This window comes from Salinirubellus litoreus (assembly GCF_037335815.1).
In the GTDB taxonomy this organism is placed as follows: Archaea; Halobacteriota; Halobacteria; order Halobacteriales; family Haloarculaceae; genus Salinirubellus; species Salinirubellus litoreus.
On record NZ_CP147841.1, the window covers coordinates 611,575 to 632,763 of the forward strand.

Sequence of the window (21,189 nt, forward strand, 5' to 3'; positions counted from 1 at the left end):
GGCCCCACCGTTCGCAGGCCCACTGGTCACCGCCCGAACCTCCGGTTCGGTCGTCCTCCATCGCCGGCGGTCCGCTCGACACGATAGGACAATCGAGAGAGCGAGTCGGTTACGCGCATCCCTATCGCGCCCACCGGCAGGTTACGGCGTGTCCGGTTCAGTGCGGCTTCGACCGTCCGGGTCTGCCGCAATCCGAGCGACATCGGTATAGCGTCCCGACGCTTACCTTGGGTAAGTGCCACAGGAACCGATCACCGACCCACCGGGTCGCCGCCCCATGGTTTCACTGTTCTCGGCCTACGGCCGGCCGCACCTGCCGCTGTTCGTCCTCGGCCTGCTCGCCTCGCTCGTCGGCCGGACCGTGGGGCTCGTGCCGCCGCTCGTCCTCGGCGTGACCATCGACGCGCTGCTCATCGGCTCGGCGCCGTACCGCCTGCCGCTCGTCCCCGCGGAATGGCTCCCGAACACCCCCACGGGCCAGTTCTGGCTCTCGGCGGGGCTCATCCTCGCCTCGTTCGTCCTCGCGGTCGCGTTCACCTGGACCCAGACCGTCTCGATGGCGCTGTTCTCGAACCGCGTCCAGCACGCCGTCCGCGTCGAGACCTACCGCGCCATGCAGCGCCTCGACATGGCGTTCTTCGACGACAAGCAGACCGGGCAGGTCATGTCCATCCTCAACAGCGACGTCCGGAACCTCAGGTCGTTCCTCGATTCGACGGTGGGCGGCGCGATCCAGCTCGTCGTCACGGTGCTCGGGATCGCCGGGGTGCTCTTCTGGCTCAACGCCGGCCTCGCGGTCGTCACCCTGGTGGCGGTCCCCCTGCTCGCCGCGTTCACCCTGTGGTTCTCCCGGAAGATCCGGGCGAGATACCGGGCACTCCGCGAGGCCGTCGGCGCGCTCAACACCAGGCTGGAGAACAACCTCTCGGGGATCGAGGTGATCAAGACCGCCGCGACCGAGCCCTACGAGGCCGACCGCGTCGAGGATTCCTCGAACACCTACCTCGAGCGCTCGCTCGACGTGGTCCGCCTCGACGCGTTCTACAACCCGACGATGGACCTGCTCGCCGGACTGTCGTTCGTCGCCACGTTCGTCCTCGGGGGCTACTGGCTGCTCGTCGGCACGCCCCCGTTCCTGTCGGGCGACCTCCTGGTGGGCGAGTTCGTCACCTTCCTCTTTCTCACCCAGCGGTTCGTCGACCCGCTGGCCGGCGTCGGGCGGATCGTCAACTCCTACGAGAACGCCCGGGCCTCCGGCGAGCGCGTCTTCGGACTCACCGGTCGGACCGTCTCGGTCGCGGACCGGCCGGACGCCCGGCCGCTGTCGGTCCGCGGGCGCGTCGAGTTCGACGACGTCGCGTTCGCGTACCGCGAGGGAACGCCCGTTCTCGATGGGGTGTCGTTCGTCGCCGAGCCGGGCGAGACGGTCGCGCTCGTCGGCGAGACCGGGGCGGGGAAGTCCACCGCCGCCAAACTACTCCTCCGGCTCTACGACGTCACCGAGGGCGCAGTCAGGATCGACGACGTCGACGTCCGGGACGCCCGCCTCGCGGACCTCCGGGACGCGATCGGCTACGTCTCCCAGGACGTCTTCCTCTTCGACGGTACCGTCCGCGAGAACATCGCGTACGGCTCGTTCGACGCGACCGACGAGGAGATCGAGGCGGCGGCGAGGGCCTCCGAGGCACACGATTTCGTCCTCGACCTCCCCGACGGCTACGACACGCGCGTGGGCGAGCGTGGGGTGAAGCTCTCGGGGGGCCAGCGCCAGCGGCTCTCCATCGCCCGCGCGATGCTCCAAGACCCCGAGATCCTCGTGCTCGACGAGGCGACGAGCGCCGTCGACACGGCGACCGAACTCGCCATCCAGCGCGGTCTCGCCCGGCTCACCGAGGGCCGGACGACGCTCGTCGTCGCACACCGGCTCTCCACCGTCCGGGACGCCGACGCCATCCTCGTCCTCGAGGATGGTCGGGTGATCGAGCGCGGCACCCACGACGAACTCCTCGACCTCGGCGGCCGATACGCCTCGCTCTGGGGGGTACAGACCGGCGGCCCCGACACCGTCGACCTCCCGAGCGGTCCCTGAGCGCGTTCGGGCTCCCGGGCGGTTCTCGCACCGCTGCACCGCGGGGCCGGCGAACAGCTACGCATCGCTCCGCCGCCGGTGACTTCGATTGGGAAACCGCGACGTCCGGGCGGGATCGAGAGGGTTAGTTCCGCCTGGGCGTCTCTATCTCCAGTTCTAGCCCCTCTAGCACCTCGCGAGCCTCCTCGCGTTTCTCCTGGTGATCGGCGAGGAACTCCCGCATCAGTTCGGCTGCCTGCTCCTTGCAGTCGCCACAGAGCCGCTCGCCGCCGACGCACTCCTCGTAGACGCGCTTTGCGAACTCGTCGTCGTCGCCCGAGAGCAGGTAGGCGTACAGCTCGTAGACGGGGCAGTCGTCGGCCTCGCCGCCGAGTTCGCGCTGGAGCTCCGCGGTCTCCCGACCGCCCGTCGTCGCCGCCTTCACCTTCTCGTAGCCCTCCTCGGGGTCGTCGAGCAGGGAGATATGAGAGGCCGGGACCGACGAGGACATCTTCCCGCCGGTGAGCCCGGTCATGAACCGGTGGTAGATCGACGACGGGGGATAGAAGCCATAGCCGCCGTGGTCGACCTCGACCTCGCGGGCGAGGTCCTCGGCCTCGTTTCTCGTCATCTCGAACGTGTCGATGTGCTCGTCGTACACCCGGATTTCCCCTTCTATGGACTCGACGAGTGCCTGAAACGCGTCTTCGGTAGCGTTCCTGTCGAGGAATCGGATACGCGGGCGGAGCGGTTCCTTCCCCGCGTTCTCGAGGCTTCGCACGAGGTTCTCCTTCACCTCTACTGCGTCAGTCTCGTACTCTGCCAGCCACTCTGCGGCTTCTATACAGCGTGGCCTTTCCGGGTCCTCGGCGAACTCGTCTCGGTGTTCGTATGCCTCACGGAGGAGCCCAAGATCCTCTTCGACCACCTCGAAGCTCGCGTACGCCTCGGTCACCCTGAAGAAGCGCATCCGGGCCGCCAGGTCGCGGGCCAGCCGCATGTGCGGGTCCTGGTCCGGACCCACGGGGATGACAGTCGGCTTCGGCTCCTCTAACTGGGGATAGAGGATGTCGGCCATCTGGGTGACCACGCTCTGCATGTACGAGACGTTCGTCTCGCCGTCGAAGTCGTAGATGGCCTGGAGTTCAGAGAAGTTCGCCTTCGTCCCGAGTTCGAACGCGAGGTCCTGGACCTCGCGGTTCCCGGACTGCCGGTAGATCTCCCCCTCCTCGGGGTCGAACCCGAGCGCGAGAAAGGAGAGGAGGTAGTTCTCGGTGTGTTCGTCGATCTCCTCCCAGGAGAGCCCGCGGGCGGCGTGGGCCTCGAGGTCGGCGATGAGGCCGTAGGCCTCGGCACCCTGCCGCTGGTGCCAGATGATCTCGTCGAACACCATCTTGTGACCGATGTGGGGATCGCCGGTCGGCATGAACCCCGAGAGCACCGCGGCGTCCTCGCCCTCACGGAGGGCGTCGGCCACGCGACGATAGTCCCGGTGACCGAAGATGACCCCGCGGCGCATCAGGTAGTGAGGGTTCGGCACCTCGGGGAGCACCTCCTCGAACTCCTCGATCCCGAACTGCTCGAACAGCTTGCGGTAGTCGCCGATGGTCGCGGACCCCCACGGGTCGAGCGCGACGTCGTCGGCTCCTGCCGCTCCACCGTCGGCTCGAACGTCGGTCGCGTCCGATGACGACGGCGAGGGGTCGCTACTCGACTCCGAGGGTGGGTCCTCGCTCATTCACCCGGGATTTCGTCGGTCCGCCGATAAAGGGTTCGACTGTGTGTCACGGGGTCAGGCGCTCGACCGCGAGCCAGTCGACGGATTCGCCGTCGGTGAGCCCGAACACCATGGTCTTGCGGACGCCGTGTGCGAGCCTGACGTCGAGCGCGAGGTCGCGGGGCTGGAAGACGTGGTCCGAGGGGAGCACCCTGACGAGGAGTTCGGAGTGGCCCAGGTCCTCGACGCTCTCGACGTCGGCGTAGGTCCGGAAGTCCGCGCCGAACTTGAAGCCCGTCTTCGGGACCAGCCCGCGGCCGCGGAGGTCGCGGTAGACGGCCAGCCGCCGGTCGAACCGGTCGCCCTCGACCTCGCGGCCCCGTTCGAGGACCGCCTCGTACCCCCCGGGGACGTCGAGCGCCTCCCGGTCGGCGAGGTACGCCGCCTCCAGCAGCGAGAGCTGGAGATCGCCCGCGTCGTCGTCGAGTGGCTGGCCGTAGAACCCCCGCTCGTAGAGCTCGCTCGGGGCGTCCCAGACGGCGACGCGGTCGCCGAGCAGCGCCGCCGGGACCCCCTCGGGGAGCGGCGCGTCGCTGGTCCCCTCGACCTCCGGCCGCCGGGTCGCGAGGTAGGTTATCTCCGACTCCTCGTCGACGACCGCGAGCGTGGCGTCGCCGAGGTCGCGGGCCGGGATCGCCGTCCGCTCGCCCGCCACGCGGACCCGGTAGGCCACCTCCTCGTCCCAGGGACCCTTCCCGCGGGGGAAGACGTCGAGGTCGGCGGTTCCGTCGTTGGGATCGGAGCCCACCGTATCGTCGCGCCCGGTCGGGGCGAGGTAGAACCCCCGGTTGCGGAGGTCCGCGTAGACGAGAAACCGGACGGCGAGCCCGCGGTCGCTGGCGAGGTACTCGCGGAAGCCCAGCCCGTCGACCGCGTCGAGGTCATCCCGGTAGAGGAGGTGGGCCGCCTCGACGGGCGCGAGTTCGAGCGCCGCGCCGTCCGGTCGGCCGTACCCCCGGGAGTCGTAGAACCGCTCGCGGGCGTTCCCCTCGACGCGCACGACGCCCTCCCGAGTACGGCCCTCCATGCCCGGAGGTTCGGCTCGGGGCGCAAAGCCCCTGCGGTCCCGCCGCGACCGCAGGCGGACGGGAGCGACTCAGACCCGGTCGCAGGCGGCGTCGAGACACCGCTCGCCACCGGCGGTCTCGAACGCCGGCAGCCCGCACTCGCAGGTGCCGACGGCGATCCCGTTCGGGAGCGCGAACCCGGTCTCGCAGTCCGGATAGGCGGCACAGCCGGCGATCAACCCCCCGCGGCGGAGTATCCGGAGGTCGTCGTCGCAGTCGGGACAGGTCCAGGCCCGGTCGAACGCCTCCTTCACGTGGTCGTCGAGCGACTCGCACTCGCGATCGATGCAGACCTCGAACTCCGCACCCCGCGTGACCCGACAGGTGGGCAGGCCGCACTCGCAGGTGGCGTCGAGCACGGCCGCCCCCGCGGGCAGGCCGTACCGCTCGCCGCAGTCCGTGCAGTGGACCGCCCCACGGGCACGGACGAGCACGCCGTCGCCAGCGTCGACGTCCTCCCCCGACCCCACACAGTCGGGACACACCCCGACGGGAACCCCTGCCTGCGAGACGGGCACCTCGGCGTCGAGCGTCGACTCGTGGACGGTGAGCCGGAGCCGCTGGTCGCCGTCGATCGCCGTCACCGCCAGCGGATCGTGCTCGACGAAGGTCGTCTCCGGTCGGGTGAGCCACGCCGCGGGCTGGTAGCCGTCGGCGTCGTGGACGAGGACAGTCTTGTCGGGCTTGATCACCGCGACCACCTGGCCCCGCTCCATCCGGTCGGTAGAGCCAGTACCGGTGAACTCGACGGTGGAGTCGCCCGCGATCACGCGCGTCGTCTCGCGCTGGGATGCGTCGGTGGACACGCGGAGGGTTGGTCCCACGTTCGTATTTGAACCTACGTGCGTCGACCGGGATCGGCGACGAAACCGAGCGCCGGGCGGGTGGGGAGCTATCGGAAGATCACCCGCACGTCGGGCGTGTCGCTCGACCGGGCGAACGAGAGGACCGTGACGACGGTCACGAGGACGACCGTCGCCAGCGCGACCAGGCCGATGGCCGTGTCGAGCGCCATCAGCGCGAGGCTCGCCAGGACGAGACTCAACAGCAGCCAGACCGTGAGGACGGTCAGTAGCCAGTCGAGCCGCTGGAGGAGACGTCTGTCGACCATGCACGGGGGACGACCCGCGAAGCGATAACCCTTCGCGGGCTTCGCTCTCGGCAATGATATGGAATCGGAAGGACGGGGGTAGCCGGCACAGAGTCAGAAGGACGGAGGTAACCGGCACGGGACCCGGAGGGAGGTCGCGCGACCGCACACACCCGGTCCTGGTGGAATACTGAGGGCGAGCGAGCGGCGCCAGCCGCTCGCGAGGGCTCAGCGGTTCAGCGTGTGGATCGCCTCCCCGCGCGCGTTCATCGCCGCCTCCATCACCGTCTCGGAGAGCGTCGGGTGGGTGTGGATGGTGGCGGCGACGTCCTCCAGTGTCGCGCCCATCTCGATGGCGAGACCGCATTCGGCGATCAGCTCGGAGGCCTCGGGACCGACGATCTGTGCCCCGAGGACGAATCCCGCGTCCCCGTCGGCGACGATCCGGACGAACCCGTCGGACTCGTCGAGCGTGAGCGCCCGACCCGAGGCCCGCATCGGCATCTCGCCGACGACGGGGTCGAACCCCGCCTCCTCGGCCTCCGACTCGGTCATCCCCACCGTACCGATCTCGGGGTCGGTGAACACCGCCGCCGGGACGGCCTGATAGTCGAGCGCGGCGGGCTCGCCCGCGGCGACCCCCGCGGCGACCTCGCCCTCCTTCATGGCCTTGTGTGCGAGCATCGGCTCGCCCGCCACGTCGCCGACGGCGAACACCGTCTCGACGTCCGTCCGTGCCCGGTCGTCCGTCCCGAGGAACCCGCCCTCGTCGGGTTCGAGGCCGATCGATTCGAGGTTGAGCGTGTCCGTCACCGGCTCGCGGCCGATCGCGACGAGCACCTTCTCGGCGTCGTAGCGGTACTCCTCGCCGTCCTCGTCCTCGGTGACGACGCGGGTGTCGTTGCCGGCGGGCGACCACGAGGACGCCCGCTGGCCGAAGTGAAAGTCGATGCCGAGCTCCTCGGCGTGGTTCCGGACCACTCGCGTGATGTCCGAGTCGTACCCCGGGAGGATGTCATCGAGCATCTCGACGACGGTGACGTCGCTCCCGAGCTTCGCGTACACCGTCGAGAGCTCCATCCCGATGTACCCGCCGCCGACGACCAGCATCGAGTCGGGGATGGATTCGAGCGCGAGCGCGCCCGTCGAGGAGAGGATGCGGTCCTCGTCGAACTCGAAGTCCGGCACCTCCATCGGGCGCGAACCGGTCGCGACGATTGCGTGCTCGAACTCGATGGACTCGCTGCCCTGGCCCTCGCCGCCGTGGACGACCCGGACCCGGTTCTCGCCCGCGAACTCCGCGCGACCCTCGACGAGATTGACGCCGTTGGCCTTGCAGAGCTTCTCGACGCCGCCGGTGAGCTGGTCGACGACCCCGTCCTTCCACGTCTTCAGCCCCATCATGTCCACGTCCGCGCGGGCGTGAATGCCCATGTCCTCCGCGCCTTCCACGCGGTGTTTCATGTCCGCGGCCGTGATGTACGCCTTCGAGGGGATACAGCCCACGTTGAGGCAGGTCCCCCCGTAGGCGTCCATCTCGACGAGCGTCGTGTCGAGGCCGAGCTGTCCGCCCCGGATGGCGGCGGTGTACCCGCCCGGCCCCCCGCCGATCACGAGGAGCTCCGTACCTGTAGAGACGTCTCCAACTACCATGCGCCGGGCTTCCGACGGCGTCGGCTTTGTTCTTGTGAATGACCGGCCGACCCTGCAGCCGCGAACGGAGACAGACGCTTCGTTCCGAGGCCGGCCCTACTCCAGCAACAGCAGGTCGGGGTTCTCGAGGTACTCGACGAGCGTGTTGGCGAACCGCGCGGCGTCGGCCCCGTCGACCACGCGGTGGTCGATAGAGAGCGAGAGCGGCAGGGTGTGCCGCGCCACGACCTCGCCGTCCTCTACGACCGGCCGCTGTTCCAGCTTCCCGAGCCCGAGGATGGCGGTCTCGGGGTAGTTGACGATCGGCGTGGCGTACTCCCCGCCGATGGCCCCGAAGTTCGTGATCGAGAACGTCCCACCCTGCATCTCCTCGCGGGCGATCGAGCGGTCGCGGGCCTTCGCCGCCAGCTCGTTCACCTCCTCGCCGATAGCGAGCATATCCTTCTCGCCCGCGTTCTCCACGACGGGCACCATCAGTCCGGCGTCGGTGGCGACGGCGATCCCGACGTTGTGGTAGCCCTTGACCAGTATCTCCTCGTTCTCCTCGTCGAGCTGGGAGTTGAGGATGGGGTGCTGTCGGAGCGCCGCGACGACGGCCTTCACCACGAACGGCATGTACGTCAGCCGCGTCCCGCGCTCCGCCGCGCGGGGCTTCAGCCGCTCGCGGACCTCGACGAGGTCGTCGACGACGGCCTGATCGTGGTGGCTGACGTGCGGGGCGGTGTACTTCGAGCGCTCCATGGCCTGCCCGATGGTCCGCCGGATCCCGCGATAGGGGACCCGCTCGACCTCACCCTCGGCGGTCGCCTCTACCTCGGCCCCCGTCCCGGGAGCCGACGCGCCGTCGCCGCCCGCCTCGGCCGAGACCGCCTCGACGTCCGCCTCCTGGGCCGCCCGCTGGGCCTCGGCGTACTGGCCCACCTGCTCGGCGGTGACGAACGACTCGCCCTCGCGCGTCTCCTCGGTCGGTACGTCGTCGAGGTCGACCCCCTCCTCGCGGGCGAGTCGACGGGTGGCCGGGGCTGCGAGCGTCCGTTCGCGGCCCGCCGGCTCCGGGCCGGCCGTCGCGCCGTCGCCGATTCCGGCTCCCGTCGACGCCGCTGTCTCGGTCCCCCCCTCGACGCGCCGAGTCGCCTGTCGTGGCTCCGACTCGGGCTCACCCGACTCGTCTCCGGACCCGGACTCACCCGTATCCTCGGCGGCCGCCCGTACGTCGGACTCGGTGACGCGACCGCCGGGGCCCGACCCCGAGACGGCACCGATGTCGACGTCGAGTTCGCGGGCAAGCCGCCGGGCCGAGGGTGCCGCGAACGTCCGGCCGCCACGCTCCGCCGCCGAAGCCGTCCCCTCGGCCCCGACCTCATCGCCGTCCGCCTCCTCGATCGGGGTCACCGCGGACTCCGGCTCGCTCGCCTCGTCGGGCTCCGTTTCCGTTCCGGTCTCGCCCCCCTCTGCGGGTTCGTCGGCCCCGGACTCCTCGCCCTCGACGTCGAAGGTTATGATCACCTCGCCCACGGGGACCATCTCGCCCGCCTCGGCGCGTATCTCCCTCACGGTGCCGTTCACCGGCGAGGGGACCTCCACGACGGCCTTGTCGGTCTCGACCTCGGCGACGGGCTGGTCCTCGGTGACGGTGTCGCCGACCTCGACGAGCCAGTCGACGATCTCGGCCTCGGTCAGCCCCTCGCCGACGTCCGGGAGCTTGAACTCGCGAACCATGCTCAGAACTCGTAGGCCCGGCGGATGCCGTCCTCGATCCGGGCCGCCTCGGGCAGATAGTAGTCCTCGAGCGCGTACAGGGGGACGGGCGTGTCGAACCCGGTCACCCGCTCGATGGGGGCCTCCTGGTACAGGAGGGCCTCCTCCTGTATCGTCGCCGTGATCTCGCCAGCCAGCCCGCCCGTCTTCGGTGCCTCGTGGACCACGCAGGCCCGCCCGGTCTTTTTAAATGACTCGACGATCGCGTCCTCGTCGAGCGGCGAGAGCGTCCGGAGGTCGACCACGTCGCACTCGATCCCCTCCTCGGCCAGGTTCTCGGCGGCCTCCATCGTCGGCCGGGTCATCGCCCCCCAGGTGAACACCGAGACGTCATCGCCCTCCCGCCGGGTGGCGGCCTCACCCAGCGGTATCGTATAGGGCTCGTCAGGCACCTCCTCGCGGAACGCGCGGTAGATGAGCTTCGGTTCGAGGAAGATCACGGGGTCCGGATCGCGGATGGCCGAAGCGAGCAGCCCCTTCGTGTCGTGTGGCGTGCTCGGGATGACCACCTTCAGCCCGGGTTCGTGGACGAAGAACGCCTCCTTGGACTCGCTGTGGTGTTCGGGCGCGCGGATGCCGCCGCCGTAGGGGGCCCGGACGACCATCGGACAGGAGAACCGCCCGCGCGAGCGGTTCCGGAGCCGTGCGGCGTGGGAGATTATCTGATCGAACGCGGGGTAGATGAACCCCATGAACTGAATCTCGGGGACGGGGCGCAGCCCGTAGGCGGCCATCCCGATGCTCGTGCCGACGATGCCCGACTCGGCCAGCGGCGTGTCGATCACCCGGTCGCCGCCGAACTCGTCGTAGAGGCCCTGCGTGGCCCGGAAGACACCGCCGTTCCTGCCGACGTCCTCGCCGAGGACGATCACGTCCTCGTCGCGCTGCATCTCGCCGTACAGGCCGTCGCGGACCGCCTGTACGAGGGTGAGGTTCTGCGTCGTCTGTTCCTGAGTGCTCATCGGTGGCTCACTCCAGTAGTTCCTCGTCGCCGTGGCGTTCACGTAACTGTTCCAGTTCGCGCCGCTGTTCGCGCAGTCGTCGGGGCATCTCGGCGTAGACGTTGTCGAAGATGGTCTCGGGGGCCGGCCGCTCGAACTCCTCGGCGGTCTCGATGGCGTCGGCCACCTCCTCCTCGACGCTCGTCACGATCGCGTCGATGCGGTCGTCGTCGAGGATCCCCCGCTCGTAGAGGTACGACTCCAGTCGGGGGATGGGGTCCTTCCGCCGCCACCGTTCGACCTCCTCGTCCTCGCGGTAGATCGAGGGGTCGTCCGCGGTCGTGTGTGCGCCGAAGCGGTACTGGACCGCCTCGATCAGCGTCGGGCGGAGTTCCCCCTCGTCGGGGGTCCTCGCCTTCTCGAGGGCGTCCCGCGTCACCTGGTAGACCGCGAGCGGGTCCATCCCGTCGACCTGGACGCCCTCGAACCCGTAGGCGTGGGCCTTCTGGGCGATGGTCGCACTCGCGGTCTGTCGTTCCCTGGGCACGGAGATGGCCCACTGGTTGTTGTTGCAGAAGAACACCGCGGGGACGTCGAAGACGCCCGCGAAGTTCAGCCCCTCGTGGAAGTCCCCCTCCGAGGTCGCGCCGTCGCCGAAGTAACAGAGGAACGCCTCGTCGTTCCCCTTGAGCTTCGACGCCCACGCCAGCCCCGTCGCGTGGAGCACCTGCGTGGCGATGGGCACCGCCACGGTGAAGATGTTGAGTTCGTCGAGCTTGTTCCCGCGCTCGTCGCCCATCCAGTACCGGAGCGTCTGGGGGAGCGAGAGCCCGCGGACGTACGACGCCCCGTGCTCGCGGTAGGAGGGGACCATCCAGTCCTCCTCGGCGAGCGCCGTCGCGGAGGCGATCTGTGCGCCCTCCTGACCCGACAGCGGAGGGTAGGTGCCCATCCGACCCTGCCGCTGGAGGCTCACCGCCCGCTGGTCGAAGTGACGGGCGAGCCGCATGTCACGGTACATCCCGACCAGCACCTCCTCGTCGAGATCCGGGACGGTCGCGTCCTCGAGGACCCGCCCCTCCTCGTCGAGGACCCGCACCTGGTCGTCGGGGTCCCGCTGGAGCGTGCTCATACCTCCCTCCGTACCATGGTTCACCTGTCTCCGCCGGCGGCATAGTCCTTGCGTAAAATTTGCCCTGTTCGTCCGGCGTGCCCCGATCTGGACGGGCATCCGGTTTCCCGAACCGGAACGGGACTCGGGACGTCCGGGACTCGCTCCTCGAAGCTCCACACTCGCCTGTCACTCGGCCCGAAGCCTACGTCCGGGCCACGCGCCGCACTACTCGCGGGTCGTTACACCCCCGCCTGCTCACGGGCTCCACCCGCTCGCACGGCCCGAGGGACCGGCGGTCCCTCGCTGCTCGCTAGTCGGAGGCCTCGCTCCCTGCGGTTCACGGCTCGGTTCCTCGCGGGTCACGCCGCTCCCCGCTCGCGTTTCGGGACGCTTCGTCCAGTCGCGCCTCGCTCTCGCTCGCTGCGGCCGCGCGTCTCACGGGTCGCTTCGCTCCCCGTTCGACTTTCCGTGGCCCGAACGTAGTGAGGGCCACGCGTCGCGTGGCTCGCGGTTCACTACGTTCACCGCTCGCTAGTCGGAGGCCTCGCTCACTACGTTCGCTGCGGCCTCCCTCGCCTCCTCGACGGACTTCCCCTCCCGCAGCAGTGCCTCGACGAAGAACTCGCCGGCCCTGAACGACGACCGGACCATCGGGCCGGACGCACAGTAGAGGAAGCCGAACTCCTCCTCGGCGACTCGTTCCCACACCTCGAACTTGTCCGGGTGGACGTAGTCGAACACCTCCAGGTGTGACCGCGAGGGCTGGAGGTACTGTCCGAAGGTCACCACGTCGGTTCCGACCTGCCGCAGGTCGGAGAGCGTCTGGTAGACCTCGTGGTCGTACTCGCCGACCCCGAGCATCAGCGAGGTCTTCACCTTCGCGTCGCTCTCCTCGTGGTACCGCTTCAGCACCGAGAGCGACTGCTCGTAGCCCGCCCGCCGATCCCGGACCGGCCACTGGAGCCGCTCGACCGTCTCGACGTTGTGCGCGAGCACGTCCGCGCCGGCCTCGCAGAGCTCGTCCACGAGTTCCGGGTCGCCCCGGAAGTCGGGCGTGAGCGCCTCGACGAGTATCGAGGGGTCCCGTCGCTTTATCTCCCGGACCGTCTCGGCGAAGTGGCCCGCCCCCTGGTCGGGGAGGTCGTCGCGGTCGACGCTCGTCAGCACCACGTAGTCGAGGCCGATCTCGGCGACGGCGTCGGCGACGTTCGACGGCTCGTCGGGGTCGGGAGGCTCCATCCCCCCGGTTTCGACGTCACAGAAGTTACAGCCCCGCGAGCATCGATCACCGAGGAGCATGAACGTGGCCGTCCCGGGGCCGTTGCGCCCGGACCAGCAGTCCCCCAGGTTCGGACAGGAGGCCTCCTCGCAGACGGTGTGGAGGTCGTGCTCGCGGAGCGTCCGCTTGATATCGGTGAACCGCTCGCCCGAGGGCGGGCGGGTCTTCAGCCAGTCCGGCTTGCGGACCCCACTCATCGCCCGTCCGTTCGGGGCGGAGGTTGAAAGCCCTGTGGTTCGACCACACACGGTGCCGGCGGGGGTCCCGGAATCGGCGTTCAATCGTTCCGACAGGTTTGAGAGGGAGAACCCTCTCCGTCCCATGTAGTATCGTGCTCCAGGTCGACAGCGAGGAGATAACCGGGGGGCCGCTGCTCAAGGCGCTGCTCGTCCTGGCGGTCCCGCTCCTCGCACAGAACTTCGTCCAGGTCGCCAACCAGGTGGTCGACCTGTTCTTCCTCGGGCGACTCTCGGAGGCGGCGGTCGCCGGCGTGAGCCTCGCGTCCCCGGCGGTCGTGCTGCTGTTCGCGCTGACCGTCTACACCCCGTTCGTCGGAACGCAGGTGCTCGTCTCCCAGCGCGTCGGCGCGGACGACGGCGGTGGGGCCGTCTCGGCGCTCGGAGCCGGCCTGCTCGTGGCGGCCGCGAGCGGCGTGCTCGTCGGCGCGGGGGCGTTCCTCGCCGCGCCGTGGCTGGCCGACCTCCTCGTGGCGGTCCAGCCCGCCGGCGAGGCGACGACGACCGTCCGCGGGTTCGCCGTCGACTACCTCCGCGTGATCGCGGTGGGGCTCGTCGCCGTGACGCTCGCCGACACCGTCGAGGCGGCGTTCGTCGGCTGGGGCGACTCCCGGGCGGCGCTCTACATCAACCTCGCGACCGTCGCGGTCAACGTCGTCCTCGACCCGCTGCTCATCTTCGGCCTCGGCCCGTTCCCGCGGCTCGAAGTCCTCGGAGCCGCCCTGGCGCTCGTCGCCGGGTCGGTCGCCGGCCTCGGGGTGGGAGTCGCCCTCGCCGCCACCGGCCGGGTCGAGGGGTACCGGCTCGGCGGAGCCGTCCGCTCGGCCCTGTCGGTCGACATCGGCGAGATCCGCGAGCTGGTCGACGTCGGGTCGCCGACCGCGGCCCAGCAGGCCGTCCGCCAGCTCGTCAACGTGCTGATGGTCGTGATCGTCTTCGCGGCCGGCGGGGCAGCCGGGCTGGCGGCGTACTTCGTCGGCGCGCGCGTCGCCAGCGTCTCGTTCGTCCCCGCGACGGGGCTCCAGCAGGCGGCGCAGTCGATCGTCGGACAGAACCTCGGGGCTGGTGCGGCCGATCGGGCCCGCCGGGCGACGTGGCTCGGCACCGCCGTCGCCGTCGGCGGGCTCGCTATCGTGGGTGTGCTCCAGTGGGTCTTCCCCGCCGAGATCGTCGGCCTGCTCGTCCCCGAACTCGACGGCCGGGCGTTCGAGTTCGCCGTCGCCTACCTCCGCATTCTCGCGTACGGCTACCCCGCAATCGGGGCCGCCTACCTCCTCGAGGGCGGGTTCAACGGTGCCCGGCGAACCCGGACGAGCCTCGTCGCCACGCTCGTCCAGTTCTGGGCCGTCCGTCTCCCGGTCGCCGCCGCCGGCGCGTTCGTCCTTGGGGCCGGCGTCGAGGCCGTGTTCTGGGCGGTCACGGTCTCGAACGTGCTCGTCGCCGTCGGGCTCGGCATCTACTACCGTCACGCCGTCGCCGGGGGGATGCTCACCCGGGCGACGGCGGAGGCCGCGGACTGACGGGGACGAGTTCAGGCGAACTCGTTACAGACGGGGATGCCGACGGTCCCGTAGTCGCTCATCGACGCCAGCGTCCCCGGGACGTCGTCGAGCGAGATGGTCTCGGAGACGACCGAACTCGGGTCGAGCTTGCCGCGGTCGACCATCCGGAAGATCTCGTCGTAGCGGGTCGGCTGCATCCCGAACGACCCGAGGAAGTCGATCTCCTGCATCACCATCGCGTCGGTCGGCAGCGCGACCATCCCCTGCTCCTCCTGGGTGGTGAGCCCGATCTGGAGGTGCTGGCCCCGCCGGCCGAGCGAGAGCACCGAGTTCCGGGAGGTCTCGGCGATGCCCAGGGCGTCGATCGAGACGTCCGCGCCGCCGTCCGCGAGCGCCTTGACCGCCTTCGGGACGTCGTCGGTCTCGGCGGCGTTGACCGTCTCGTCGGCTCCCAGGGATTCGGCCTTCGAGAGCTTCTCGTCGGTGAGGTCGACCGCGACGACGTTCGCGCCGAGCGCGTCCGCGATGTGGACCGCCGAGAGCCCCACGCCGCCGCAGCCGTGGACCGCCACCCAGTCGCCGGGGCCGACGTCGGCCCGGTGGGCCAGCCCGTGGAAGGCGGTCATGAACCGGCAGCCGAGCCCGGCCATGTCGACCGAGTCGACCCCGTCGGGGAGGTGGACGGCGTTCATGTCCGCCGTCGGGACGTGGACCTCCTCGGCGAACGCGCCCTGGGCGACCTCGGCGAACCCGAGCGGGACGACGTTCTCGCAGACGTTCGAGTGCCCGGCCATACACTCCGGACAGACCCCGTCCGCGAGGTTGAACGGAACGGCTACCCGGTCGCCCTCGCTCACGCCCTCGACCTCCTCACCCGTGGCGACCACCCGACCGGCCGGCTCGTGGCCCAGTATCTGTCCCTTCGGCGGTTTGGCACCGATCCAGTCCCAGTCCCCCTGCCAGCCGTGCCAGTCCGACCGGCAGACCCCGCACGCATCGACCTCGACGACCGCGCCGTCCGGTGCGGGGTCGGGTGACTCCACGTCCTCGATCTCGAGCGGTTCGCCGTACTCCTTCAGGACTGCTGCACGCATACCGCGTGAGGTATCGTTATAGTCCGTCATAGCGCTTTGGGGACCGGCCACCGGCGGGGGATACCGCTCCCGTTCGCCGCCACGGGATGGGAAACGGTTTTGCCCGTCGCCTCCCCCGGTTCGGTGTGGCCGTAGAGGGGAAGACCGTCGCCGACGTGGTCCCGTCGTTCGCGGAGGCGTTCCCGTTCGAGTCGTTCAACCGGATGCAGGAGGCCGCGCTCCCCGCCGTGCTGGAGCGCGACGACAACGTCGTCGTGAGCGCGCCGACCGCCTCCGGAAAGACCGCGCTCGCCGAACTCGCCATCTGCCGGACGCTCTCGCGGGACGGAACCGCCCTGTTCATCGCCCCGCTCCGCGCGCTCACCAACGAGAAGGAGGCCGAGTGGGCCCGCTTCGAGGAGCTGGGCTACTCGGTGTACGTCGTCACCGGCGAGCGCGACCTGAACCCCCGGCGGGCGGCGCGGGCGGACATCCTCGTGATGACCCCCGAGAAGGCCGACTCCGCCACCCGAAAGCACGATTCTCCCCGCTACCAGTTCGTGACCGACGTCGACCTCTGCGTCATCGACGAGGTCCACCTGCTCGACTCCGACCGGCGGGGTGCGGTGCTGGAGGTGACCATCTCCCGGCTCCGGCGGCTCTGTGACCCGCGGGTGGTGGCGCTGTCGGCGACGATGCCCAACGTCGAGGACGTCGCCCGGTGGCTCGACGCCCCCGAGGACTGCACGTTCCGGTTCGGCGACGACTACCGGCCCGTGCCGCTGCACGCGAGCGTCGAGACGTACGCCCACGGCGAGAACGCCTTCGCCGACAAGTACCGGCGGCTCTACCGCGCGCTCGACCTCTCCCAGCCCCACGTCGAGGACGGGGGCCAGGCGCTCGTGTTCGTCTCGTCGCGCCAGGACACCGTCCGGGCGGCCGAGAAGGCCCGCGACGTCGTCGCCGAGCGCGACATCGATATGGGTGCCCGGGGGGACTACGAGTGGCACACCGAGGCCCGCGAACTCGACGACGGCACGCTCTCCAACTCCGTCGTCGACGGCGTGGGGTTCCACCACGCCGGGCTCTCGCGCTCGGACAAGAACCGAGTCGAGGCCTGGTTCAAGCAGGGGAAGATAGGGATCCTGTTCTCGACCTCGACGCTCGCGTGGGGCGTGAACCTCCCCGCGCGGTGCGTCGTCATCCGGGACACGAAGCTCCACGACCCCCTGGAGGGGGAGGTGGACATGAGCCCGCTCGACGTCCTCCAGATGCTCGGGCGGGCGGGTCGGCCGGGCTACGACGACGCGGGCTACGCCTACGTCGTCACCGACGGCGCGGAGGCCGAGAAGTACCGGCGGCTCCTGCGGGACGGCAAGGAGATCGAGTCGCGGCTCGCGGGCGAGCTCGACGCCCACCTCAACGCCGAGGTCGCCCTCGGCACGATACGCGACCTCGACGACGTGATGGACTGGCTCGAGACGACGTTCTACTACGTCCGCGCCCGCGCGGCCCCCGAGGACTACCGGACCGAGGACCGGCTCCGCGAGCGGGTTCGCGAGACGCTCGGGTCGCTCGTCGAGGACGGCTTCGTCGAGACCGACGAGGAGCTCGGCCTCGAACCCACAGGGCTGGGTCGGTTGGCCTCGAAGTTCTACATGCGCCTCGACACCGCGCGGTCGTTCGCCACGCTCGCCCGGAGCGAGGGGATCGACGAGGACGCGGTACTCCGGACGGTCGCCGACGCCGGCGAGTTCGACTCCGTCTCCGCCCGACGCGACGAGCGCGAGGCGGTGCGTGCCGTCCTCGGCAGCGAGGTGCGGCGCACCTCGGAAAGCAGCGAGGCGCGGAGCGCCTCGAGCGGCGGACAGGCGAACGCTACCGGGACCGCGTCGGCGGGGGCGGACCTCGACCCGGGCAACCGGAAGGTGCTCGCTATCCTCCGGGCGTCGATGGACGGCACGACCCCCTCGGAGCTCCAGAGCGACGCGTGGGTCATCCGACAGAACGCGCTCCGGCTGCTCGGGGCGCTCCGGGCGTTCTGCGCGGAGTTCTCGGACCCGGCGGCGGCGAACCTCGTCCGCCGGGTGTCGGCCCGCGTCGAGCACGGCGTCTCGAGCGCCGCCGTCGGCCTGACGGCCATCGACGGCGTCGGGGCCGGTCGCGCGCAGAAGCTCGCCACGGAGGGGCTCACCACCCCCGAGGCCGTCCGCGAGGCGGGTGTCGAGGGGCTGGTCGCGGCTGGCCTCTCCGAGGGCGTCGCCGAGCGCGTCCTCGAGAACGCCCGGTCGCTCCCCGCCGTCGGCGTCGAGTGGGGCGAGTTCCCCGACTCTATCGCGCGCGGCGAGAACGAGATGTGCGAGGTCGACGTGCGGAACGCGGGCGGCGGGGCCTCGGCCGGCGTCCGCGTGACCGTCAACGACGTGGAGATGAACACCACGAGCGCGTACCTCGGCGAGGCGACCGTCCCCGTGGGGGTGTTCGGGGCCGACCCCGACGAGCTCACCTACGCCGTCGAGGTGACGTTCCCCGACCTGCCGCTTCCGCCGGTCCGCGAGGAGCGGGTCGTCCGCGTGGTGGACTGACCACGCCCGATCACCCCTCGAAGCCCCTCCTCCGGACTCGACTTCGATCGCTCGCTGGTCGCACGCTCATCGCATCACTGGTTCGCCGCGTTCACGAAGGCTCGGTAACCGGTGTACAGAGCGAACAGGACGAACCCCGCCGCCGAGTAGGAACTGACACCGAACGCGACGAACGTAGCCACGACCCCCAGAAACAGGAACAGGAGAGTCTGACCGACGATCACCCCGTTCGTACCGAACCTGTCCAACAGCCGCCCCGTGATGGAGTCGAAAACGAGGTACAGAGCCTCCGATAGCAGGTCGAAGTACTTGCCGATGATAGCGCCGAAGATCGCGGCGAGGACCAGTTCGGAGTCCCCGGTCGAGAGCAGATCGGTCGTGAGTAGAACGAGCGCAACGGCGACCGCGGCGAGCGCTCGAAAGGGGTTCAGTACCACCTCCCGGTTCAGTTTCCTCGCCCAGTCCGACCAGGTCGCGTAGTCGTCTACGCCCCCATGAGGATCGCCCTTCTCGGCCGTGATCCCGCTCGCCCCGTCGTTCTCCTCGGACATCCGTATCGGTCCGGTCCCGGCTTCCGTTAGGCTCTTTCCAAGCGCGTCGATCTATCCCGGCTACGCGCCGGTACGGGATCGAGCGACGGAGGAGGCCCTCTACCGCTCGAAGTCCCGTCGTACACCGCTCTCGAGGGGGTTCCTGTCGCCGGTCTTCCGGATAGTGACAGGAGCGATCGAAACGGACTAGATGCAGTCGGCGGACACGCCGGGCGGGTACCGTTGGCGGGCAACGGCGGTCGGCGTCGAGGGGATCGCCGACGTGGCCTCCCCCGTGTGGCAGGACCGCTTCCGGCGCGAACGTGCCGGCAGGCGGGGTTATCCCCTCGGAGCGCCTCCTGGTCCTCATGCATCGACAGGGGTACAGTCCGGACCGGACGGCGGACCGTGGTGAACGCGCGACGACAGTCGAGACCGGCTTCGTCGAGACGAACGGGATCGAGACGTACTACGAGCGCCGGGGGGAGGGGCCGCCGGTCGTGTTCATTCACGGCACGCTGATGAGCACGACGGCGTGGGACGCACAGACCGAGGCGCTCGCGGACGAGTACACCACGATCGCCTACGACGTGCGCGGACACGGCCGGACCGGTGGATCCGATATCGAGTCCTACTCCTTCGAGCTCTACGCCGAGGACCTCCACGCGCTCCTCGCGGCGCTCGACGTCCGGGAGCCGGTGCTCGTCGGGCTCTCCGGCGGGGGCTGTATCGCCCAGGTCTACGCCGCGCGTCACCCCGATAACGTGGCCGGGGTCGTCCTCTCGGACACGTTCACGACCGGGCCGCTGTCGCTCCCCGGGCGGCTCCTCTTCGCCAACCTGCGCGTCTTCGGCCTGCTCGATAGCGTCGTCCGGTACACGACACTGAACCGGCTTCAGCTTCGGGTCGCCAACCGACTCGCGCCGGGGTCGGGCGGCGACGGGACGACGACCCAGCGGCTCATCGAGGAGGCACCGACCATCCCTCACCCCGAGTTCGTGAAGATCACCGACGCGATGGCGTCGTTCCCGACGAGCGACTTCGACGGGTCGGACATCACCGCCCCGGCGCTGGTGCTGTACGGCGAACACACGTCCCGGACCTTCCGGGCGATGCACGCGCGGGTTCCCGAGGGACTCCCGAACGCCACGGTGGAGGTACAGGTCGTCCCCGACGGAGGCCACGCCTCGAACATCGACGACCCGGCGTTCTTCACCGGGGCGGTCCGGGCGTTCCTCGATCGGGTCCACGGCGGGGGGTGATACGGTCGTGCGCAATTCGTTACCGCCGTATCGCCGCACAGATCGTGTTCCGACGATCGAGCCAGCCGCCGATCGATAGCGTCGAAGATAGTTACGCACGACCGTATGAGTCGACGACCGCCCCCGACGCCCTTTTGACCCACAGCGGAGTAGCCGTTCCCATGCGAGCGCTCACGCTCGGCCCCGAGGGAACCTACTCCCACCGGGCCGCCCGCGCGGTGGCCGACGAGATCGAGTTCACCGAATCGGTCACGAACATCGTCGAGGGGGTCGCATCGGGCGAGTACGACCGCGGGGTCGTCCCCATCGAGAACAGTATCGAGGGGAGTGTCACGGAGTCGCTCGACGCGCTGGCCGAGCGGAACGTGGCCGTCGTCCAGGAGATCGTCACCCCGATCAGGCACGCGCTACTGGCCCAGGCCGGCGAGTTCGAGACCGTCGCGAGCCACCCGCAGGCGCTCGCGCAGTGCCGTTCGTACCTCGAACGGGAGTACCCCTCGGTGAAGACGGAGGCGGTCGCCTCGACCGCACGCGGGGTCGAGCGCGCCCGCCAGGACCCCAGCGTGGCGGCCATCGGCCACCCCGACAACGCCGGCGGCGACCTGCGCGTACTCGCCGAGGACATCCAGGACCGCACCTCGAACGCGACCCGATTCGTCGTCCTCGCCCCCGAGTCCGAGAAGAGCGAGGCGGGCGGGAAGAGTTCGCTGATCATCTACCCGAACACGAACTACCCGGGGCTGCTGCTGGAGATGCTCGAACCGTTCGCCGAGAGGGACATCAACCTCACCCGGATCGAGTCGCGCCCCTCCGGGGAACGCCTCGGCGACTACGTCTTCCACTTCGACTTCGCCGCCGGCCTCTACGAGGAGCGCTCCCAGGAGGTCGTCGAGGTCCTGCGCGGGATCGCCGGCGAGGGGTGGGTCCGCGAGCTCGGCTCCTACGACACGAAGCACGTTCTCTACTGACCATCTTTTTCCGCCTCGGGTGCGCTTCGCGCACCACTCGGCGGAAAAACATGGGTGAAAAAAGGCCGCTCGCTCGGGCCTGCGCCCCTCGCTCGCGGTACGGTAGCTAAGCCTCCTGTGGTTCGCTCGAAATAGCGACGGACCCGGATCGGACAGAAAGCCGCACCTGAATAGTCCTCCCGAACCGGACTACCCGGGCCCTACCCGAACCGTGGGAGGTCTGTCAGGAGTAATCACCATCGAGACTGAACCAGGGAGCGCGCTCCGTCGACAACTTCGAAAAGAC

16 protein-coding genes are annotated in these 21,189 nt (G+C 69.8%); 5 read left to right on the forward strand and 11 right to left on the reverse strand.

From position 1 onward, the window contains the following. Positions 1 to 277: 277 nt before the first annotated feature. Positions 278 to 2,089 carry an ABC transporter ATP-binding protein gene (locus WDJ58_RS03060; RefSeq protein ID WP_338916153.1) on the forward strand — a complete coding sequence of 604 codons (1,812 nt, stop codon included), beginning with the start codon at positions 278 to 280 and terminating at the stop codon, positions 2,087 to 2,089. Between the two features lie 124 nt (positions 2,090 to 2,213). Here WDJ58_RS03060 and WDJ58_RS03065 read toward each other — a convergent pair whose 3' ends face one another. From WDJ58_RS03065 to lipA, 9 genes are all read right to left on the reverse strand, one after another. Continuing rightward, positions 2,214 to 3,806 (reverse strand): tryptophan--tRNA ligase, encoded by a 1,593-nt coding sequence (locus WDJ58_RS03065; RefSeq protein WP_338916154.1) that lies wholly within the window; start codon positions 3,804 to 3,806, stop codon positions 2,214 to 2,216. A 46-nt stretch (positions 3,807 to 3,852) separates the two neighbouring features. Then, the gene (gene endA, locus WDJ58_RS03070) at positions 3,853 to 4,872 is read right to left on the reverse strand and encodes a tRNA-intron lyase (protein WP_338916155.1); all 1,020 of its coding nucleotides are present in this window, start codon (positions 4,870 to 4,872) and stop codon (positions 3,853 to 3,855) included. Between the two features lie 69 nt (positions 4,873 to 4,941). After that, on the reverse strand, positions 4,942 to 5,718 hold the full coding sequence (locus WDJ58_RS03075; protein WP_338916156.1) for a DUF91 domain-containing protein: 777 nt from the start codon (positions 5,716 to 5,718) through the stop codon (positions 4,942 to 4,944). Positions 5,719 to 5,804: 86 nt separating this feature from the next. Next, positions 5,805 to 6,023, reverse strand: a complete 219-nt coding sequence (locus WDJ58_RS03080) for a hypothetical protein (protein WP_338916157.1) — start codon at positions 6,021 to 6,023, stop codon at positions 5,805 to 5,807. A gap of 207 nt (positions 6,024 to 6,230) precedes the next feature. Continuing rightward, a complete protein-coding gene (gene lpdA / locus WDJ58_RS03085; protein ID WP_338916158.1) occupies positions 6,231 to 7,655 on the reverse strand; it encodes a dihydrolipoyl dehydrogenase in 1,425 nt (474 codons plus the stop codon). A gap of 96 nt (positions 7,656 to 7,751) precedes the next feature. After that, on the reverse strand, positions 7,752 to 9,374 hold the full coding sequence (locus WDJ58_RS03090; RefSeq protein ID WP_338916159.1) for a 2-oxo acid dehydrogenase subunit E2: 1,623 nt from the start codon (positions 9,372 to 9,374) through the stop codon (positions 7,752 to 7,754). A gap of 2 nt (positions 9,375 to 9,376) precedes the next feature. Then, the gene (locus WDJ58_RS03095; protein ID WP_338916160.1) at positions 9,377 to 10,375 is read right to left on the reverse strand and encodes an alpha-ketoacid dehydrogenase subunit beta; all 999 of its coding nucleotides are present in this window, start codon (positions 10,373 to 10,375) and stop codon (positions 9,377 to 9,379) included. Positions 10,376 to 10,382: 7 nt separating this feature from the next. Continuing rightward, complete coding sequence (gene pdhA / locus WDJ58_RS03100; protein WP_338916161.1) at positions 10,383 to 11,486, reverse strand: pyruvate dehydrogenase (acetyl-transferring) E1 component subunit alpha; 1,104 nt, start codon at positions 11,484 to 11,486, stop codon at positions 10,383 to 10,385. Positions 11,487 to 11,999: 513 nt separating this feature from the next. Further along, positions 12,000 to 12,944, reverse strand: coding sequence for a lipoyl synthase (lipA, locus tag WDJ58_RS03105; RefSeq protein WP_338916162.1), 945 nt, complete (start codon positions 12,942 to 12,944; stop codon positions 12,000 to 12,002). 134 nt (positions 12,945 to 13,078) lie between these two features. Between lipA and WDJ58_RS03110 the strand changes: the two genes are divergently transcribed. Next, the gene (locus WDJ58_RS03110) at positions 13,079 to 14,503 is read left to right on the forward strand and encodes an MATE family efflux transporter (protein WP_338916163.1); all 1,425 of its coding nucleotides are present in this window, start codon (positions 13,079 to 13,081) and stop codon (positions 14,501 to 14,503) included. Between the two features lie 11 nt (positions 14,504 to 14,514). Here WDJ58_RS03110 and WDJ58_RS03115 read toward each other — a convergent pair whose 3' ends face one another. Next, positions 14,515 to 15,579 (reverse strand): zinc-dependent alcohol dehydrogenase family protein, encoded by a 1,065-nt coding sequence (locus tag WDJ58_RS03115; RefSeq protein WP_338916164.1) that lies wholly within the window; start codon positions 15,577 to 15,579, stop codon positions 14,515 to 14,517. 125 nt (positions 15,580 to 15,704) lie between these two features. On the opposite strand from WDJ58_RS03115, the gene WDJ58_RS03120 reads away from it, so the two are divergent. After that, a complete protein-coding gene (locus tag WDJ58_RS03120) occupies positions 15,705 to 18,143 on the forward strand; it encodes a DEAD/DEAH box helicase (protein WP_338916165.1) in 2,439 nt (812 codons plus the stop codon). Between the two features lie 74 nt (positions 18,144 to 18,217). Here WDJ58_RS03120 and WDJ58_RS03125 read toward each other — a convergent pair whose 3' ends face one another. Further along, a complete protein-coding gene (locus tag WDJ58_RS03125) occupies positions 18,218 to 18,694 on the reverse strand; it encodes a hypothetical protein (RefSeq protein ID WP_338916166.1) in 477 nt (158 codons plus the stop codon). 347 nt (positions 18,695 to 19,041) lie between these two features. Between WDJ58_RS03125 and WDJ58_RS03130 the strand changes: the two genes are divergently transcribed. Both WDJ58_RS03130 and pheA read left to right on the forward strand, forming a co-directional pair. Beyond that, on the forward strand, positions 19,042 to 19,935 hold the full coding sequence (locus WDJ58_RS03130; RefSeq protein ID WP_338916167.1) for an alpha/beta fold hydrolase: 894 nt from the start codon (positions 19,042 to 19,044) through the stop codon (positions 19,933 to 19,935). Positions 19,936 to 20,096: 161 nt separating this feature from the next. Beyond that, entirely contained in the window at positions 20,097 to 20,903 is an 807-nt protein-coding gene (gene pheA, locus WDJ58_RS03135) for a prephenate dehydratase (RefSeq protein WP_338916168.1), read from the forward strand. Positions 20,904 to 21,189: the final 286 nt, after the last annotated feature.

Bases quoted from the DNA above. Each gene is read 5' to 3' on its own strand.
- lpdA (WP_338916158.1), bottom strand. From the start codon at position 7,655: ATGGTAGTTGGAGACGTCTCTACAGGTACGGAGCTCCTCGTGATCGGC.
- WDJ58_RS03060 (WP_338916153.1), top strand. From the start codon at position 278: ATGGTTTCACTGTTCTCGGCCTACGGCCGGCCGCACCTGCCGCTGTTC.
- pheA (WP_338916168.1), top strand. From the start codon at position 20,097: ATGCGAGCGCTCACGCTCGGCCCCGAGGGAACCTACTCCCACCGGGCC.
- endA (WP_338916155.1), bottom strand. From the start codon at position 4,872: ATGGAGGGCCGTACTCGGGAGGGCGTCGTGCGCGTCGAGGGGAACGCC.
- WDJ58_RS03125 (WP_338916166.1), bottom strand. From the start codon at position 18,694: ATGTCCGAGGAGAACGACGGGGCGAGCGGGATCACGGCCGAGAAGGGC.
- WDJ58_RS03130 (WP_338916167.1), top strand. From the start codon at position 19,042: ATGCATCGACAGGGGTACAGTCCGGACCGGACGGCGGACCGTGGTGAA.
- WDJ58_RS03065 (WP_338916154.1), bottom strand. From the start codon at position 3,806: ATGAGCGAGGACCCACCCTCGGAGTCGAGTAGCGACCCCTCGCCGTCG.
- WDJ58_RS03115 (WP_338916164.1), bottom strand. From the start codon at position 15,579: ATGCGTGCAGCAGTCCTGAAGGAGTACGGCGAACCGCTCGAGATCGAG.
- lipA (WP_338916162.1), bottom strand. From the start codon at position 12,944: ATGAGTGGGGTCCGCAAGCCGGACTGGCTGAAGACCCGCCCGCCCTCG.
- pdhA (WP_338916161.1), bottom strand. From the start codon at position 11,486: ATGAGCACGCTCCAGCGGGACCCCGACGACCAGGTGCGGGTCCTCGAC.
- WDJ58_RS03090 (WP_338916159.1), bottom strand. From the start codon at position 9,374: ATGGTTCGCGAGTTCAAGCTCCCGGACGTCGGCGAGGGGCTGACCGAG.
- WDJ58_RS03080 (WP_338916157.1), bottom strand. From the start codon at position 6,023: ATGGTCGACAGACGTCTCCTCCAGCGGCTCGACTGGCTACTGACCGTC.
- WDJ58_RS03095 (WP_338916160.1), bottom strand. From the start codon at position 10,375: ATGAGCACTCAGGAACAGACGACGCAGAACCTCACCCTCGTACAGGCG.